Consider the following 16137-nt stretch of genomic DNA (forward strand, 5'->3'; position numbering starts at 1 on the left):
CAGACAGTGGCCATGACCATCCGCGCCGCCAACCCACCTCTTGCCATCGCATTCATGCTGACAGCGACCGCGTTTATCGCAGGTACCATGCTGGTGGCAAAGTCGCTGGGCACTGATGCTTTGGGGCCGACTCTGCATCCGCTTCAGATCAGCCACGGGCGGTTCTTGTTCGCATTTGCGGCCATCGCAAGTGCAGCGGCCGTGCTACGCCCCAAGATCAGCCGACCGCATTTGGGACTGCACATCGGCCGCACGGTCTTTGGATGGGGAGGGGTGACGCTGATGTTCGCGGCAGTGGCCTATATCCCCCTGTCCGACGCGACAGCGATCAGCTTCCTCAACCCTGTCTTTTGCATGCTGCTGGCGATCCCACTGCTAGGCGAACGGGTGGGGCCTTGGCGGTGGTTGGCTGCTTTCATGGCCTTAGGCGGGGCCTTGATCCTGTTGCGCCCCGGCCCTGAATCATTCCAACTGGCCGGGCTTTTGGCACTGGGGGCCGCGGTCATCATGGGAATGGAACTTATCTTCATCAAGAAACTCGCCGATCGCGAACCTCCATTCCAAATCCTTCTGGTAAACAACGCGTTGGGTGTCTGCATCGCAAGCCTTGCAGTGATCCCCGTTTGGATGATGCCAACCCCAGCGCAATGGGGGGCATTGGCCACATTGGGCTGTCTGATGGCCATGGCGCAGGCCTGTTTCGTGAATGCGGTCGCGCGGGCAGATGCCAGTTTCATCACGCCGTTCAGCTATGTGACCCTGATCTTTGCGACACTCTATGACTTGCTGATCTTCGATGTCTGGCCCGATCAGATCAGCATTCTAGGTGCAGTGATCATTCTGACCGGGGCATCGCTTTTGGCTTGGCGGGAACGACGGGCTGTTGCCTGACGGAAACGCGAGGCCCTGTTCATTTTACGAACAAATTCCGGCCACGATTGTGTTTTACGCGGACTTCATGAACGACATCTACGAGTTTCGCCGCGCCGCAGGCAAAGGCGCCATCCTGCTGACCTTTATCGCCGTCTTGCTGTTGCTTATGGCCGTGGTGATCTATGCGGTGGCATCATTGATCTGGCTGGCTTGGGTCTTTGTTGGGATCACCATTGTCTGGATGTTGCTGCCCCGCCCTGCTCTGGGCATCCGCGTAGATGAGACCAACCTGACAGTCTCAGCCTGGAGCAAGCCGCGCGCTATCGCACTTGATGACATCGCGCATCTGCGCGCGTACGAGAACAAAAGCGGGACCGAGGTGACCGTCGTCTACAAAGACAAATCCGAAGAGTCGCTTTTTTCCGGTGACTTTCCCGATATCGACACGCTCATCTCCATCATGGCAGCGCGCGGGATTGCCGTCAGGGATGAGGCTCTTTAGGCCTTAAGCCGATAGCCTGTGTGCATCCAGCGCAGGCAAATGCTGACCACCACAATGCAAGCCGCACCCACGACCAACAGCCCAATCCAAGGGCTGCTGTCGCTGACCCCGATCATGCCAAAGCGCACACCATCAATGATGTAGAAGAATGGGTTCGCATGGCTCAGGGTTTGCATGAAGGGCGGCAAAGCCTCGATCGAATAGAATGTACCGGACAGAAACGCCAAAGGCGTGACCAGAAAGTTGGAAATGGCCGAAAGCTGATCGAACTTATTGGCAAAGATACCCGCAATCATGCCCAGCCCTCCCATCAGGATGGATCCCAGCAGCACGAAGATCAGAACCCAGATCGGGTTTTGCAGGCCAACCCCCAGAAACACCGCGGCCCCCACGGCAATCACCACCGCAACCAGCCCGCCACGTGCAATGGCTCCGCCCAGATAGCCAGTGACCAGCTCACCCGCTGACAGCGGCGGCATCAGCGTATCGACGATGTTGCCCTGCACCTTGGCCGAGGCCAGCGAAGAGGACGTATTGGCAAAAGCGCTCTGGATCACCGTCATCGTGAGAATACCCGGAGCAAGAAATGTCATGAAGGGAACCCCCATCACATCGCCGCGCTGCGATCCGATGGCGATGGTAAAGATCATCAGGAACAGCCCCGCATTGATTAGCGGTGCCATGACTGTTTGCGACCAGACATTCATAAAGCGCTTGATCTCGCGCCGGGTCAGTGTCCAGGTGCCCAGCCAGTTGACACGGCCAAAGCGGCGTACGCCCATTTGAATCTTTTCGCTCATCACAATCGTTCCTTGTTTGCCCTTTGCACATAGTCGATCATGGCCCGATAGCCAGCCTATGAATGGCGTGTTAAGCAATGTCCCCGTCCGACACTTCATTGCCTGAGGTCCTCATGCGTCTATTTTTTTCAATTATTCTGGCCCTTTGGGGCTTAGCTGCTCACGCCGATAACCTCGACCCATCTCTGCCCGCGCTCTATGCTGTCACCGGAGTTGCCGCAGATGACAGTTTGAATGTGCGGGCAGGTCCACGCGGCGGTGACGACATCGTCGGCACGCTGGCACCAGATAAAGACGGGCTGGAGGTCGTGGCGCTTAGCCGTGAAGGCAATTGGGCGTTGCTGAATTACGGCGAAGGTGCGGGCTGGGTCTCTATGCGGTTCCTCACACCACAACCCATGGCCACAACCGTTCTAGGGCTGCCCGTGGGCTTGCAGTGCTTCGGGACAGAGCCGTTTTGGGACATTACATTCTTTGACGAAATGAACCTGATCTTGAACACACCAGACAGCGAAACCACCCATGCGATCACGGCCAATGCACCGGCACCGGAATTCGTGAACCTGGCAGAGACCGGGTTCAGCTTTGCATGGCGCAACGATCGCAACATTGTCAGCGCGCATATCCTACCCGGCGCGTGCTCTGACGGGATGAGCGACCGGCGCTACGGGCTGCATTATGTCGATGATCAGGGCTTGCGACGCGGGTGCTGTAGCCTCAATTGATGTGAACGGGCGCGACGCATGTGGCTCCAACGCCAGAACTTGCGCAAAAGGCGCCCGCGCGCCTTCACATCAGCGGCGGCAATGATTAGTATGCTCAGATCAGATAGAACGGCCCGGCACACCCAAAGATGATGCCCGGCCACAATGACCAAAGGAATACATATGTCCTGGACAGACGAGCGCGTTGAGACGCTCAAAAAGATGTGGGGCGAAGGCCAGTCGGCCAGCCAGATCGCTAAGGAACTGGGCGGTGTCACCCGCAATGCCGTGATCGGCAAGGTACACCGTTTGGGCCTGTCCAATCGGGCGGGGTCCGGTGGCGGGTCCACTGCCAAGGCAGCGCCAAAGGAAAAACCCGCAGCAGCGGCCAAGCCTGCGGCAAAACCCGCACCCAAGCCCAAGGCCGCCCCTGCCTCAACCCCGCCAAAGGAAGAGCAGGAGCTTGATGAAAATGGGATTCCAATCTCTGCCGCACGGCGGGCGATTATCCCGGCGGGTCAACCCCTGCCACCGCAGCCATCAGCGAATGAGATTAGCCCAGAGGCATTGGCCAAAGTCAGCGAAGTTGAAAAGACCGCCAAGCGGATCACCCTGATGGAATTGACCGAAAAGACCTGCAAATGGCCAGTGGGTGATCCGGCAACGGATGATTTCTGGTTCTGCGGCCTGAGTGTTCAGCAGGGTAAGCCCTATTGCGAGGCGCATGTCGGCGTAGCATTCCAGCCGATGTCATCGCGGCGCGACCGGCGGCGGTAGCGAACGGATCAACAGGTAAGGTGGATCAAGATCCACTTTACGTCCCGGAAAAGGCCGCAAACAGTTGCGGCCTTTGTCGTTTTGGCAAGGGCAATAGCTATCGCAAGCGGAACCGTGTGCGCAGGCCAAGCCCGAGAAAGAACAGCACGATGAAGGCCATGACGGTTTGCCCACCAGCGAAAAACTCCATCGCTTGGCTAAGGTCTCCCGTTTCATCCTTCAGATAAGTCCCTTGCAAGCCAAAGAACTTGAACATCACTGCAAAGGAATAGACCAAGGCTTTCACCACCGAAAACCCAAGCTGTGTTGCATAAATCAGCGCGCCAACAACCCAAAGTGCCGCCAGCAGAAGCGTCGGGCGGCTGATCGAATGGCCGTAGTCCGAAACCGCGCCATAGAACAAGACAGGTAGACGCCGCAACCACGGGCCAGTCCGGCCCGCGGCCCACATTTCGCGCCTAAAGAAAAAATGCTCTTCTTCGGGCAGCATCTGACGCGACATGGCATGGCGAAGGGCGGCAGAAGAGGCTTTGATGATCTCAGGGTCTTGGGTAGCGGACGTATGCTCTGCTTCTCTATGGGCCAGTCCGCGCTCTCCTGTGCTCTTTGTCTTTAGCGGTGGCCAAAGATCTTTGATGGCCGTGACTTTGGTTGAAGCGGGAAGCGAAGTGTTTGTTAACACGGGCATAACATCGGGGAATGCCGCGTCCTCAAACGAGACTGGACCTTGAAAAATCGCATTGGCAAAAGTCAGGCTATTGGCTGGCGTTTCATAAGGGCCAAACCGCCGGCGAAAGAAGTCTGCACGGTCCGAAAAACGTGCCCCTGAAAAAAGCGTTGCCGTTCCAAAGTGCGCAAACTCGCCTTCGGTTTGCAAAGACGTCCAACCAGTGAACTTCGCCGCCCCTTCGAATTGAACCTCACGAAAATCCGCCAATTCGTCAAAGCTAGCACCTGTAAAGCTGGCGGTCTGATGAAATGTCGAGAACTGAAAGTCGGCAACCCCTTTGAACACTGCCTGATTGAAATGTGCGTGGCCAATTAACTGCGACGCAACGATCATTACCTTGCCGTCAAAGACAGTTTTATCAAACACCAGCACGCCCAAAGCCACGCCGCTCAGCATGAGTAGCGGCGCCTCAAAAACCGATTCACTGAAAGTCGTATGCGCCGGCAGCAACATGTTTGAAATCTCCAGCGGTTGCGAAAACAGCGTGTTCGTCAATTGCGGAGAACGACGAGCGTCGGGCATCGCCGGGGGTGGCCCTCCTTTCGGGTTGCGCAGGTTCCATTGCTCTTCGTATTTCTCCTTTAGCACTGGCAAGATGTCATCAAATGGGGTTTCCGGATAGTAAGCCTCACCAATCCGGTTCTTAGCATCTTGCTGCGCTACATCGCTTAACCCACTCAAAACAAAGACGTTCCAGGAGCGGGCGTTTTCTCTGCTCGCTTCCCAATTTGTTGTCCCGCCGACGTCGCCGTGAAGCGTCATCATCAGATACCAGGGATTTTGATTGGCAATTCGCAGTTCTGACTTATTCATCATACTCTCCTGCTTCGACGCAACGAACATGACCGAGCACCTGCATCCCATCAACCCATTCCCAACTCCCTCGCCTCGCGCTATAGGGGCGCCATGACCCAGAACCCCCCATCGCTCCGCCCTGACCTCGCGCCCTCAGCGAAAATCACTGATGCCCCGCGCGACGGCCAGCCAACCATTGGCATGGTCTCGCTTGGCTGTCCCAAAGCGCTGGTGGACAGTGAACGCATCCTCACCCGGCTCAGGGCCGAGGGCTATGCCATCTCTCCCGATTACGCAGGCGCTGAGGCGGTGATCGTGAACACTTGCGGGTTTTTGGACTCAGCCAAGGCGGAATCCCTCGATGCCATCGGTGAGGCGTTGCAGGAAAACGGCAAGGTTATCGTGACGGGCTGTCTGGGGGCTGAACCGGATTACATCCGGGAACATCACCCCCAAATCCTCGCCGTCACGGGCCCGCATCAATACGAACAGGTGCTGGACGCCGTGCACGCCAACGTGCCCCCAGCCCCCGACCCGTTCATCGACCTGCTTCCAGCGAGCGGGGTCAGCCTGACGCCGCGCCACTACAGCTATTTGAAAATCTCCGAGGGCTGTAACCACAAATGCAAGTTCTGCATCATCCCCGACATGCGCGGGCGGCTTGCTTCAAGGCCTGCCCATGCCGTGTTGCGCGAGGCGGAAAAGCTGGTGCAGGCGGGGGTCAAGGAACTGCTGGTGATATCTCAGGACACCTCTGCCTACGGTCTCGATCGGAAATACGATGTGAACCCGTGGAAAGACCGCGAGGTGCGCAGCCACATCACCGACCTGACGCGCGAGCTGGGGCAATTGGGTGCTTGGGTGCGTCTGCACTACGTCTACCCCTACCCCCACGTGCGTGACCTGATCCCTATCATGGCGGACCCGACCAACGGCGTACTGCCTTATCTGGATATCCCTTTTCAGCATTCGCATCCCGACGTGCTGCGGCGCATGGCGCGGCCTGCGGCGGGCGCAAAGACCTTGGACGAGATTGCTGCATGGCGCGCGGAATGCCCTGATGTCACCCTACGGTCGACGTTCATCGTGGGCTACCCGGGCGAGACTGAGGCCGAGTTCCAGCACCTGCTGGATTGGCTGGATGAAGCACAGTTGGACCGCGTGGGATGCTTTCAATACGAAAACGTGGCTGGGGCGCGGTCAAACGCCCTGCCCGACCATGTGGCATCCGAGGTCAAACAAGACCGTTGGGACCGGTTCATGGCCAAAGCCCAAGAGATTTCAGCGGCGAAGCTGGCGGCCAAGGTGGGGCGGACCTTGGAGGTGATCGTGGACGACATTGACGACGACGGGATCGCGACCTGCCGGACATGGGCGGATGCGCCAGAGATTGATGGGAATTTGTTTATTGATGAAGGGGTTGAGGGGTTGAGCGTTGGGGATGTTGTGACGGTCGAGGTTGAGGAAGCGGGGGAGTATGATTTGTGGGGGTCAATCGTTACGTTTTAGCACAATTGTATCGTGATCATGCTCACCGATTTCGTCAACGTGCCTAAAGTAAATCCGACTTTTTCGTATGCCAGGATGCTCTATCGGCTTAACGGTCTTCTGATCATCGCAAATATGACCCGGAACCAGATAGAAAACCTTTGATTAACGCACGGCGGTCTTGAACCTTTCAAGATTGATGCTGGAAGCAGGCGGGGTCATCCTGTTCAATCTGGTGATACTCATCATCAAATCATTTTCGTCCATTTTACTTTTTTGAGACAACTTTTTGAAAGTCTCATCCAATTCTGTACCGATATGGACGGTATATCCTGCTTCTTGTCCTTGAATAGGACCTTCAATTATTGAAATACGGAGTTCCTCATCAGAGTTATTGTCCCCAAATCTCTCACTCCAACCTTCAAATATTTTTAGTCCGGCATCAGGATTCGAAAAGCCAATGCCCAGATACGGGATTTGGCCATTCTCTAAAAACTCACCTGTCACAAAGAAGGTCCCTCGCCATTTTGCCGAGTTCCATAGGTCTACATCTATGGCGCCACCAACATAGATTGTTCCACCAGATTTGGCGTCGGGCGTGGGCAACTTACGCCGTGTCCCTAGGCGGGGTTTCTGGGCCTTTGGTTGGTTGGTAATCCTGCGGTAGATCTTCTCATATCCCTCCTCACCATCAATCAGATATCTTGTGAACGCCCGCAACGGAGTGGGAATAAAACGAGCGTCGTCCTCAGAAAAAATGGCGGGAATGAAACCCTTCGTCTTCATATCGCTCTCATAGAGATGCTGCCTGAGAATTCCACCTTCCCATTTTGCACCCAGCCCGACACCATCAATTTCATCACCAAGAAGTCGATCATGATAGAGCTCGGATCCGATAACTACCACAAAATCCGCATCTCGAATTTGTCGCTCCATCCAAAGTGGCCAACCGTGCTCGGGTGACTCCTCGTACTGATCTATGTTCGCATCAACGCCGTCCTCACGAAGACGGTTTGCAAAATCAAGAGCCCTGCCTTTGTGAATTTCAGTGTCGTGACTATAACTGATAAAGACGCGCTCGGGAGCATTTGGCTTCGCCATTCTTGATCCTTGTAGGAAGTTTCGGACGTCTAGCCGACACTGCATACAATCGCAAGGCGAACTCCCCTTACCATTTTTGAAACAAAGCGTAGCTGTTATGGCCGAATAGCCATCGGGTTGAAACCCAAGCGCATCAACGGTGGGTTTCACCCACCCTACCGTCCACCTGCCGTAAGGTGGATCATGATCCACCCCTACCGATCATCCAAATAAACCCGCACTGCGTCCTGCACCCGCCGGAACCGGTCTCCACCTAGCTTCACACCACCAAACCAGCGGGTCACCACAACGATGTGGCCCTCTAGCCCTTCCCGCTCCAGCATCCGCAGGATCACCATGCCAGCCCCGCTTTCGCCGTCGTCGTTCTTCAACGGCCCATCCGGCAGCAGTACGGCCCATGTGTTATGCGTGGCTTTTGCGAATTTCTTACGGCGGCACAGCGTTTTCACAAACGCCTTCGCCTCCTCCGCTGACCCCACGGGGCCACCGGCCACCGCGTATTTGGAGCCGCGGTCGCTCAGCACATTTTCGATGACTTTCAGTGTCTTGAACCCTTACGACGTGACCTCGCGCGCCGCGCCATGCCCCGAACAGCCCATGCCGCCGGGCAGGCTTTGCGCTGGTGTCGCATCACCGGGGATCATGGCGCAGGCACCGGCCCCCGCGTCCCATTCCATGCCCACCGGGCAGCTTTGCGCCTGTGCAAGGGGCTCTGCGGGTGCGGGCGCTGTTGTTTCCTGCGCCTGTGCGGCGACGGGCAACAGGATCAGGGCAAGGGCTGTGAGACGCATAAGGTCCTCCTGCGATCTATGTCTGCGGGCAGGATAGCCGCAAATCCCAATATCTCAAAGCGCCGGATGCGAGGCATCTTGACCCATATCAAAGCCGTGCCGTGCGCTTTCTGTTAGCACATCACCGACAATGCACAGGAGAGCGAGATGAAAGACGCAGCCGTCGCCGAGAAACCCAAAGCCCCCCTCAGGACGCGCAGACCCGCTGCTTTGGCGAAAATGGCCCGCCGCCCGTATGAGGCCGAAAAAGCCGAATTGCAGGCAGAGCTGCTCAAGGTGCAGCTTTGGGCGCAGGAAACCGGCCAGCGCTTTGTATTGCTGTTTGAAGGGCGCGATGCGGCAGGTAAGGGCGGGACAATCAAACGGTTCACCGAACACCTAAACCCCCGGACCGCTCGGGTTGTTGCCCTGAACAAACCCACCGATGAAGAGCGCGGTCAGTGGTATTTTCAGCGTTATATCAACCATTTACCCACATCAGGCGAAATGGTGTTGTATGACCGCAGCTGGTACAACCGCGCAGGCGTGGAACGTGTGATGGGCTTTTGCAAGCCTGAGGAATACCTCGAATTCATGCGCCAAACACCTGAATTGGAACGGATGCTGACGCGCTCTGGCATTCGCCTATATAAGTATTGGTTTTCGGTCACGCAGGACGAACAAAAGCGCCGCTTTGCCAGCCGTGCCACCGATCCGCTCAAGCAATGGAAGCTGTCCCCCATCGACAAGGCGAGCCTTGATAAATGGGACGACTACACCGAAGCCAAAGAAGCGATGTTCTTTTACACCGATACGGCTGACGCGCCTTGGACAGTGGTGAAATCCAACGACAAGAAACGCGCGCGCCTCAATTGCATGCGCCATTTCCTGTCCACATTGGATTATCCAGGCAAGGATCACACGATAGCGCAGTCACCCCAGCCTCAGATCGTGGGCAGCGCCCAGAAAATCGTGCATCGGGCTGATCATATTCTAGGCACAGCGCTCCACCCCGAAACCCGCCATGTGAAGGCATAAAAAAGGGCGCTGGAGAGAAAACAGCGCCCTTTCCATGCAGAGATCGTACGCTTCTCAGGTGCTGCGCAGCTCTGCGAAAGTATCATGGTTAACGCAATAGGCCGGAGCCTGATCAAGCTGCGGTCGTTGCCCAAGCAGTTTGTCACATTCGTCCACCTGCGCGCATCCACGGCAGCCTGTGATCATATCGGCATATGTGGTGATATCGATCTTGTCTTCGTCCAACGCAGTGGACAGATCGACGTCGCAGGCCTCTGCCATTTTGATGACCCGCCAGAAATGCGCGCGAGCGTCGCCCAAGGTTTGCATGATTGATCCTCCGATTGCGGTTGATAGGAGGCTAGCACCCCGCCGCAATCGACACCTTGCGCCAGATCAAACTTGTAGGACGACCAAACCCCATAGCGATGCCCTGCATCGGCGCCGCTGGAAGTGGTTCAGGCGTGATCTACCAGATCAAACCAACAATCACACAGACCCACGCCACGCCCACGCCAATCGCCGTGACGGCGACCGCTGCTGATCCGCAGTCCTTGGCCTGCTTGGCCGCATCCCGCTGTTCGGTGCCAATATCATCGACCACCCGCTCTATCGCGGTGTTCATGCATTCCGCCGCCAACACGATGATGCCACCCATCAACACCATGCCCCGTTCGCCCGCCGATAGCGGCAACACAAAGGCGAGCACGGCAAACACGACATTGATCACGATCCATTGCATCAGCGACCCTTCGGTGCGGTAGACGTGGACGACCCCCTCCCAAGACCAGATCGCGCGCTGACGCACACGCATAATTTGCTGCCACATTTGCTTGTCCTTCACTGGGTCTGGGTTGTCCAAGCAAGATCCTGAGCGATCCGGCCAGCACTGCCAAGTCTTCGTGATGACCCGACGAAACATTTGACCGGGGTTGTGACTTGCCTACCATCTGTTCGACTAACGAGGAAAAGCCGATGTATCCGACCTATGCCCGCTCTGAACGCATTGCTGATGGCACCATGCATGCCGTGGGGGTGATCGGCGCCTTGAGCGGGGCCATCGTCTTGATCGTTTGGAGTTCGGGGAACACTTCGCCTGGCCAGATCGCCGCAATTTGCATCTATGGGGCCACTTTGATCGCCACATTCGTGGCCTCGGCCTTTTATCACATGACACCTTGGGAGCGGATCAGACCCATCCTGCGCCGCTTTGATCATGCGGCCATCTACCTCAAGATTGCGGGCACTTACACGCCGCTTGTGGTGATGATCGGCAGCGGCTTTGCCTATCTGGTGTTGGGCATCGTCTGGGCGCTCGCGGTGGTGGGCATGACCCTCAAACTGTTTTTCTGGCGCACGCCCGGCCGCTTTGGCCCGGCGCTTTATCTGATCATGGGCTGGCTCAGCCTTGCGCTGATCTGGTCGCTTTGGCCAATTGTGCCTGTGTCAGCAATGCTCCTGATAGCTGCGGGTGGCCTGCTTTATACGGCAGGTGTGCCGTTCTATGCCTCTGAGACAATGAAATACTCCATCGCGATCTGGCATGGGTTCGTCGTTGCAGCCTCGGCCTGTTTCTTTGCAGCGATTGCAATATCTTCGATGGCTTTGGCTTAATCCAGAAACGTCCACGTATCTGCCCCATCAAAGTGGCGCACCGGGATTGCCGCAACCACCTCTGGATCAGCAAGCCGCAAATTCACGGCCATGTAGGCGTCCGGCCCATCCGGTTTCAGGTTTTCCCAATGGGTCGTGCATCCACAGGTGCGGCAACGATGAAAGGCAAGTGATTTTTCGCCGTAAGCATAGCTATCTGTGGCGCCCGTGATGTCGATCTTGGAAATCTTGGCGTAAATCCAGAGCGCGCCCAAACGACGGCAGACGGAGCAGTTGCAGGACGTTGTCTTGGACGGCGTATGATCGAAGCGGTAGCGGATGGCACCGCAGTGGCAGGTCCCTGTGATCATCGCCTAAAGCCCCGCCGCCACGCGCTGCACCGTGCGCAGCCGGTCCGCGTTTGCCGGATGGGTGCCAAGAAAACGGTCACCCGGATCAGGAATGCGGAAAAAGAACTGTGCGCCGCGCAAGGGATCAAATCCAGCGGCGGCGGCAATGCGTGTACCTGTGGCATCGGCCTCCAGCTCAAAGTCCTTGGAATATCTACGTGCGCCGACGCTGGCCCCCAGCCGGGCTGCATTGTCGATAGCGGCCTGATCGGTCGCGCCCAGGGCCCCCGCCAATGTGCCCACTAAAACGGCACCTAAAGTCGCGTTCTGCCGCTGGCGACCGATGTGCCCCTCAATATGATGTGCGGCTTCATGGGCGATGACAAAGGCGATTTCGTCACGATTGCGCGCCTCGGCGATCAGCGGAATGGTAAAGGCAATGATCGGCCGCCCGTTGGGGTCAAGCGTTTGATAGGCGTTCACTGGCTGGTTGGGGCGATTGTCCACGATAATGCGAAAGTTGCAGTTCTGCTGCGGTGCGCGGCGGCGGCAGAGGCTTTCGGCAACGGGCGTGACCCGGGCAACGGCTATGGTGAAGTTGTCGAGGGCCTGACCGCGTGACAGACGCTGGGTGACAACGGCAGGCTCTAGCGGGGCGATCTGCGGGCCGGTACCCACCGGCGCTGTCGCACAGGCCGCGAGCCCCAACAACAATCCCAATACGCGTAGACGCATGACGTCACCCCCCTTACTTGTCCATGTCTTAGCAAACGTAATGCAAAGCGCAGATCACAAGTATCACAAAACGATGCATGGTCGATGGTGGGACGGCTTTTGGCGTCAACCAGCAATCTCATTGCGCACCACGCGCAACCGATCTGCCAATGCCGGATGGCTGATCGAGGCGCCCGGATTGAGATCATCCAACCTTTGTAGAATGCGCACACCGTTAAGCGGATCAAACCCCGCCACAGCGGCAATCTGAGCACCCAAGGCGTCCGCCTCCAACTCAAATCTATTCAGCTGTGCGTGGGCGCGGATAATGCCTGCTTCAGTTGGCACATTCATCACTCCAAGAGAGCCGGCAGCCGGGTCCTCACCGCTCTGTGATGCGATCTGCCGCAGCCGTGGTAGATGATCCTGAATATGGTGCGCGGCCTCATGCGCAAGTACGAAAGCCAACTCGTCTAGGTGGCGCGCCCGAGCCACCATCGCTGCCGTTACAGTTAGCACCGGGCGGCCGTCCCGACCAACCGATTGACCGGCATCAGCGGCAAGGTTGGGCTGCTCATCAAGCACAATCCGAAAGTCACAGTGCCGCGCAGGCGCACGCGCCTCGCATAAGGCCTCGGCGACAGGCTCCACCCGGCTGGCGGCTTGCCAAAAATGCAAATGCCCCAGCTGAGTGGTCTCAACAGCGGCAGGCGACGGGCCAACATGGCCACAGCCGACCAAAGCCGCCAAAATCGTTAACATCACAAAACGCATTACTCATTCCAAAAGGTTACCAACTTACTAACAGCTATCACCGCCGGTTGATTAAAATCGATCAAAAATTGCACTTAAGATTAACGCTCGCTAGGCTGCAAATATGTTTACCATCGAACACGAATATGACGCGACCGTTGTGACCTTGATTGACGAAGGCACGGCGCCGCTCAAAGAGGATGTGATCATCAATGCCTTTGATGATTGCGTTACTGTCACGCAGGTCGATCCCCGCAGCGATGAAGTGGTGCACATCACCCTTTCGCTGACGCAACTGCGCGACCTTGAAGCCGCATTGGACCTGCCCGAGGGCATCTATCAGTTGCGCAAGACCTGAGCATGGCGATCATTGTCGGAGCCTCCGGTAGAGACATTTTTGAACAAAATAAGAAAGAATCGGCATGACCACAGGGTTTTTCTGGGACGAGCGTTGTTTTTGGCACGGCGGCGGTAACTACGCAGGGATGGTGCCGGTTGGAGGATTGGTCCAACCGATGGACGGCGGCCTGCCGGAAAGCCCCGAGTCCAAGCGACGCCTGAAGAATCTCATTGAGGTCACGGGCCTGGCACGGGAACTGGCGATGCGCGGTGCCGAACCCGCCTCCCGAGAGGATCTGTTGCGCGTGCATCCGGACTCTTACCTGAACGAATTCAAAGCCCTTTCCGACGCAGGTGGCGGAGAGTTAGGACGGCGCACGCCCTTTGGCCCCGGTGGTTATGAGCTGGCCGCGATTTCGGCGGGATTGGCCAAGACAGCCCTTGCCGCAGTGCTGCAAGGCGAGGTCACAAACGCCTATTCCCTGTCGCGCCCACCCGGCCATCATTGTCTGCCCGATTATCCCAACGGGTTTTGCCTGCTCAACAACATCGGCATCGCCATCGAGGCCGCACGGGCCGCGGGTTTGGCCAAACGTTTTGCCGTTCTTGATTGGGATGTGCATCACGGCAACGGCACCGAGGCAGTGTTTTATGACCGCGCCAACGTGCTGACGGTTTCACTGCATCAAGACCGCAACTATCCGATGGACACTGGCGGATTTTCGGACCGTGGCAAAGGCGAAGGCTTGGGTCATAACCTTAACATCCCCCTGCCGCCCGGCACCGGGCACAAGGGCTATCTGGCCGCGATGGAGCGGCTCGCCCTGCCCGCCATCCGCGATTTTGCCCCCGATGTGCTGATCATCGCCTGCGGCTTTGATGCCGCGGCCAATGATCCGCTGGGGCGGATGCTGGCGACGGCGGAAACCTTCGCCCAGATGACACGTCAGGTGATGGAGCTCAGCGCGGCTGTCTGCGACGGCAAGCTATTGATGGTGCATGAGGGCGGCTATTCGGAAACCTATGTGCCGTTTTGCGGCCATGACGTGCTGCAACAGATGTCTGGCAGCGCCATTGCAGCGCCCGACCCTTTTGCAGAGGTCTTTCCCCTGCGCCAACCTGATGCGCGTTTTGATGCGTTTCTGGATACGTGGCTGGCAGATATGGCCGACGCGCTTTGACGGCTGCGCTTGTCATTCGTCATGACCGCCCATATCTGCCTGAAAGATCATCAAAGGACGCCCCATGCCGACGCCGAACCCCGCTGCTCTTGAATTCCTTCTGACGCGCCGGTCGCGCCCTGCCAAGACGCTGACAACACCAATCCCCGACCGGGGGGCAGTCGAAAAACTGCTGACCGCTGCAGCACGCACGCCGGATCACGGCAAACTGGAACCTTGGCGGTTTATCGTGTTGGAAAAACCGGCCTTGCTGCGTCTTGCGGACCTGGTGAACACGCGCGGCACAGCACTGGCGCTTGACCCAGAGCAGATTACCAAGGCGCATGCGCAATTTAGCAATGCCGATCTGGCAGTCGCGGTGATCAGCGCGCCCAAGCCATCGCCAAAAGTGCCGCAAATCGAACAGGTTTATTCGGCTGGTGCCGTCTGCCTGTCCCTGGTGAACGCGGCTCTCGCGACGGGCTGGGGGGCAAACTGGCTTTCTGGTTGGGCTAGTCATGACCGGGCGTTTATCCAAGAGGGGCTCGGATTGTCCGCGGATGAAACCGTGGCGGGCCTGATCCACATCGGCACAGAAACCTCTGCCCCGCCAGAGCGCCCGCGCCCGGACCTTGCCGCCATCACCACATGGGTTGACGCATGATCCTCACGGCGTTTTTCAAGGCCCTTGCGCAATTGCCAGACCGCCGGTTCCGTTCGGTGCTGTGGCGCGGGATTGCCCTGACCATCGCGCTGTTGATCGGGATCTATGCGGGGCTGTTGTGGGTCATTGAATGGTTAACGCAAGACCCGGTCACGTTGCCCGGCGGCACGCAGGTCACATGGCTGGGCGATCTGCTCGGTTGGGGCTCGCTTGGGTTGGTTATCCTGCTGTCTGTCTTCTTGATGGTCCCTGTCGCATCCGCGATTACGTCGCTGTTTCTGGACGAGGTCGCAACCGCAGTAGAGCATGAACACTATCCCAGCTTGCCCCCAGTCCCGCCCGTTGGATTTGCCGATGGGTTGCGCGACACCGTGAACTTTCTGGGCGTCCTGATTGCGGCAAATCTCCTTGCCTTTATCCTCTATGCCATGCTGCCCTTTGCGGCGGTGTTCATTTTTTATGCGCTGAACGGGTTCTTGCTGGGGCGCGAATACTTCCAACTGGCGGCCATGCGGCGGATCGGCAGAGAAGGCGCAAAAGCCCTGCGCAGGCAGCATCAGGGCACGATTTGGTTAGCAGGCTGCCTGATGGCCGTGCCGCTGTCAGTGCCGCTGCTCAATCTGATTATCCCAATTCTGGGTGCGGCGACCTTCACGCACCTCTATCACGGGCTTAGTCAGCGCTGACTTCGGGTGTCGACATCCGCTCGAACCAATCTAGATCCCGGATGGTTACTGTGCCTGACAGGAGCACACCCGCAATCACGGCCCAGATCGGAAAGGCCCAAAGCGTGGTGACCTTCGCCTTGCGCTTGATGTCAAAATTGGCCGGAGACGAGGCATGGGTGCCGGGCACGATCTTTCCGGCTTCGCCTTGGGTTTCAAGGCGCAGTGGCAGCACCACAAAGAACACCAGTGTCCAAATGACAGCGAAAAGAACAAATGCAGAAACGGGACCCAAGAGGCTTTCCTTTACAACAGTGTGATATCACTCAGATACGTCGATCA

22 protein-coding genes are annotated in these 16137 nt (G+C 57.5%); 11 read left to right on the plus strand and 11 right to left on the minus strand.

Features of this window, described 5'->3' with window-relative positions; all coding sequences use genetic code 11:
• Positions 1 to 12: 12 nt before the first annotated feature.
• Together DHN10_RS15520 and DHN10_RS15525 are read left to right on the plus strand one after the other, a co-directional pair.
• Positions 13 to 891: a DMT family transporter gene (locus DHN10_RS15520; RefSeq protein WP_108816355.1), complete on the plus strand. Its 879-nt coding sequence runs from the start codon at positions 13 to 15 to the stop codon at positions 889 to 891.
• A 67-nt stretch (positions 892 to 958) separates the two neighbouring features.
• Positions 959 to 1375, plus strand: coding sequence for a hypothetical protein (locus DHN10_RS15525; protein ID WP_108816250.1), 417 nt, complete (start codon positions 959 to 961; stop codon positions 1373 to 1375).
• Here the strand turns inward: DHN10_RS15525 and DHN10_RS15530 are convergent.
• Positions 1372 to 2175, minus strand: a complete 804-nt coding sequence (locus tag DHN10_RS15530) for an ABC transporter permease (RefSeq protein WP_108816251.1) — start codon at positions 2173 to 2175, stop codon at positions 1372 to 1374. The genes DHN10_RS15525 and DHN10_RS15530 overlap by 4 nt on opposite strands.
• Positions 2176 to 2288: 113 nt before the next feature.
• Here DHN10_RS15530 and DHN10_RS15535 point away from each other — a divergent pair, with 113 nt between their 5' ends.
• Together DHN10_RS15535 and DHN10_RS15540 are read left to right on the plus strand one after the other, a co-directional pair.
• Complete coding sequence (locus tag DHN10_RS15535; RefSeq protein ID WP_159087018.1) at positions 2289 to 2900, plus strand: SH3 domain-containing protein; 612 nt, start codon at positions 2289 to 2291, stop codon at positions 2898 to 2900.
• A gap of 162 nt (positions 2901 to 3062) precedes the next feature.
• Positions 3063 to 3656 (plus strand): GcrA family cell cycle regulator, encoded by a 594-nt coding sequence (locus DHN10_RS15540; protein WP_108816253.1) that lies wholly within the window; start codon positions 3063 to 3065, stop codon positions 3654 to 3656.
• A gap of 97 nt (positions 3657 to 3753) precedes the next feature.
• On the opposite strand, the gene DHN10_RS15545 is transcribed toward DHN10_RS15540, so the two are convergent.
• Entirely contained in the window at positions 3754 to 5199 is a 1446-nt protein-coding gene (locus DHN10_RS15545; RefSeq protein ID WP_234417152.1) for a pentapeptide repeat-containing protein, read from the minus strand.
• A gap of 93 nt (positions 5200 to 5292) precedes the next feature.
• On the opposite strand from DHN10_RS15545, the gene rimO reads away from it, so the two are divergent.
• The gene (gene rimO / locus DHN10_RS15550) at positions 5293 to 6690 is read left to right on the plus strand and encodes a 30S ribosomal protein S12 methylthiotransferase RimO (RefSeq protein ID WP_108816255.1); all 1398 of its coding nucleotides are present in this window, start codon (positions 5293 to 5295) and stop codon (positions 6688 to 6690) included.
• A gap of 144 nt (positions 6691 to 6834) precedes the next feature.
• Here rimO and DHN10_RS15555 read toward each other — a convergent pair whose 3' ends face one another.
• The 3 genes from DHN10_RS15555 to DHN10_RS15565 form a co-directional block, all read right to left on the minus strand.
• Entirely contained in the window at positions 6835 to 7770 is a 936-nt protein-coding gene (locus DHN10_RS15555; protein ID WP_159087020.1) for an SEFIR domain-containing protein, read from the minus strand.
• A 194-nt stretch (positions 7771 to 7964) separates the two neighbouring features.
• Positions 7965 to 8303: a YigZ family protein gene (locus DHN10_RS15560; protein WP_373456717.1), complete on the minus strand. Its 339-nt coding sequence runs from the start codon at positions 8301 to 8303 to the stop codon at positions 7965 to 7967.
• A 21-nt stretch (positions 8304 to 8324) separates the two neighbouring features.
• The gene (locus DHN10_RS15565) at positions 8325 to 8561 is read right to left on the minus strand and encodes a hypothetical protein (RefSeq protein WP_108816258.1); all 237 of its coding nucleotides are present in this window, start codon (positions 8559 to 8561) and stop codon (positions 8325 to 8327) included.
• Positions 8562 to 8708: 147 nt separating this feature from the next.
• Between DHN10_RS15565 and ppk2 the strand changes: the two genes are divergently transcribed.
• Complete coding sequence (ppk2, locus tag DHN10_RS15570; protein WP_108816259.1) at positions 8709 to 9578, plus strand: polyphosphate kinase 2; 870 nt, start codon at positions 8709 to 8711, stop codon at positions 9576 to 9578.
• A 54-nt stretch (positions 9579 to 9632) separates the two neighbouring features.
• Here ppk2 and DHN10_RS15575 read toward each other — a convergent pair whose 3' ends face one another.
• Positions 9633 to 9887, minus strand: coding sequence for a DUF6455 family protein (locus tag DHN10_RS15575; RefSeq protein WP_108816260.1), 255 nt, complete (start codon positions 9885 to 9887; stop codon positions 9633 to 9635).
• 139 nt (positions 9888 to 10026) lie between these two features.
• Positions 10027 to 10386: a diacylglycerol kinase gene (locus DHN10_RS15580; protein ID WP_108816261.1), complete on the minus strand. Its 360-nt coding sequence runs from the start codon at positions 10384 to 10386 to the stop codon at positions 10027 to 10029.
• Between the two features lie 146 nt (positions 10387 to 10532).
• Here DHN10_RS15580 and trhA point away from each other — a divergent pair, with 146 nt between their 5' ends.
• Positions 10533 to 11171 (plus strand): PAQR family membrane homeostasis protein TrhA, encoded by a 639-nt coding sequence (trhA, locus tag DHN10_RS15585; RefSeq protein ID WP_108816262.1) that lies wholly within the window; start codon positions 10533 to 10535, stop codon positions 11169 to 11171.
• On the opposite strand, the gene DHN10_RS20030 is transcribed toward trhA, so the two are convergent.
• The 3 genes from DHN10_RS20030 to DHN10_RS15600 form a co-directional block, all read right to left on the minus strand.
• A complete protein-coding gene (locus DHN10_RS20030; RefSeq protein WP_108816263.1) occupies positions 11168 to 11521 on the minus strand; it encodes a GFA family protein in 354 nt (117 codons plus the stop codon). The genes trhA and DHN10_RS20030 overlap by 4 nt on opposite strands.
• A gap of 3 nt (positions 11522 to 11524) precedes the next feature.
• On the minus strand, positions 11525 to 12235 hold the full coding sequence (locus tag DHN10_RS15595) for a M48 family metallopeptidase (RefSeq protein ID WP_108816264.1): 711 nt from the start codon (positions 12233 to 12235) through the stop codon (positions 11525 to 11527).
• 105 nt (positions 12236 to 12340) lie between these two features.
• A complete protein-coding gene (locus DHN10_RS15600; protein ID WP_159087021.1) occupies positions 12341 to 12976 on the minus strand; it encodes a M48 family metalloprotease in 636 nt (211 codons plus the stop codon).
• Positions 12977 to 13091: 115 nt separating this feature from the next.
• Between DHN10_RS15600 and DHN10_RS15605 the strand changes: the two genes are divergently transcribed.
• The 4 genes from DHN10_RS15605 (at position 13092) to DHN10_RS15620 (ending at position 15816) form a co-directional block, all read left to right on the plus strand.
• The gene (locus DHN10_RS15605) at positions 13092 to 13325 is read left to right on the plus strand and encodes a hypothetical protein (protein ID WP_108816266.1); all 234 of its coding nucleotides are present in this window, start codon (positions 13092 to 13094) and stop codon (positions 13323 to 13325) included.
• A 64-nt stretch (positions 13326 to 13389) separates the two neighbouring features.
• Positions 13390 to 14487, plus strand: coding sequence for a class II histone deacetylase (locus DHN10_RS15610; RefSeq protein ID WP_108816267.1), 1098 nt, complete (start codon positions 13390 to 13392; stop codon positions 14485 to 14487).
• Between the two features lie 64 nt (positions 14488 to 14551).
• Positions 14552 to 15130 (plus strand): nitroreductase family protein, encoded by a 579-nt coding sequence (locus tag DHN10_RS15615; protein WP_108816268.1) that lies wholly within the window; start codon positions 14552 to 14554, stop codon positions 15128 to 15130.
• The gene (locus tag DHN10_RS15620) at positions 15127 to 15816 is read left to right on the plus strand and encodes an EI24 domain-containing protein (protein ID WP_108816269.1); all 690 of its coding nucleotides are present in this window, start codon (positions 15127 to 15129) and stop codon (positions 15814 to 15816) included. Before DHN10_RS15615 ends, DHN10_RS15620 begins: the two co-directional genes overlap by 4 nt.
• On the opposite strand, the gene DHN10_RS15625 is transcribed toward DHN10_RS15620, so the two are convergent.
• On the minus strand, positions 15803 to 16090 hold the full coding sequence (locus tag DHN10_RS15625) for a DUF1467 family protein (protein WP_108816270.1): 288 nt from the start codon (positions 16088 to 16090) through the stop codon (positions 15803 to 15805). The genes DHN10_RS15620 and DHN10_RS15625 overlap by 14 nt on opposite strands.
• Between the last annotated feature and the right edge of the window lie 47 nt (positions 16091 to 16137).

The organism is Loktanella sp. Alg231-35 (assembly GCF_900143545.1).
In the GTDB taxonomy this organism is placed as follows: Bacteria; Pseudomonadota; Alphaproteobacteria; order Rhodobacterales; family Rhodobacteraceae; genus Yoonia.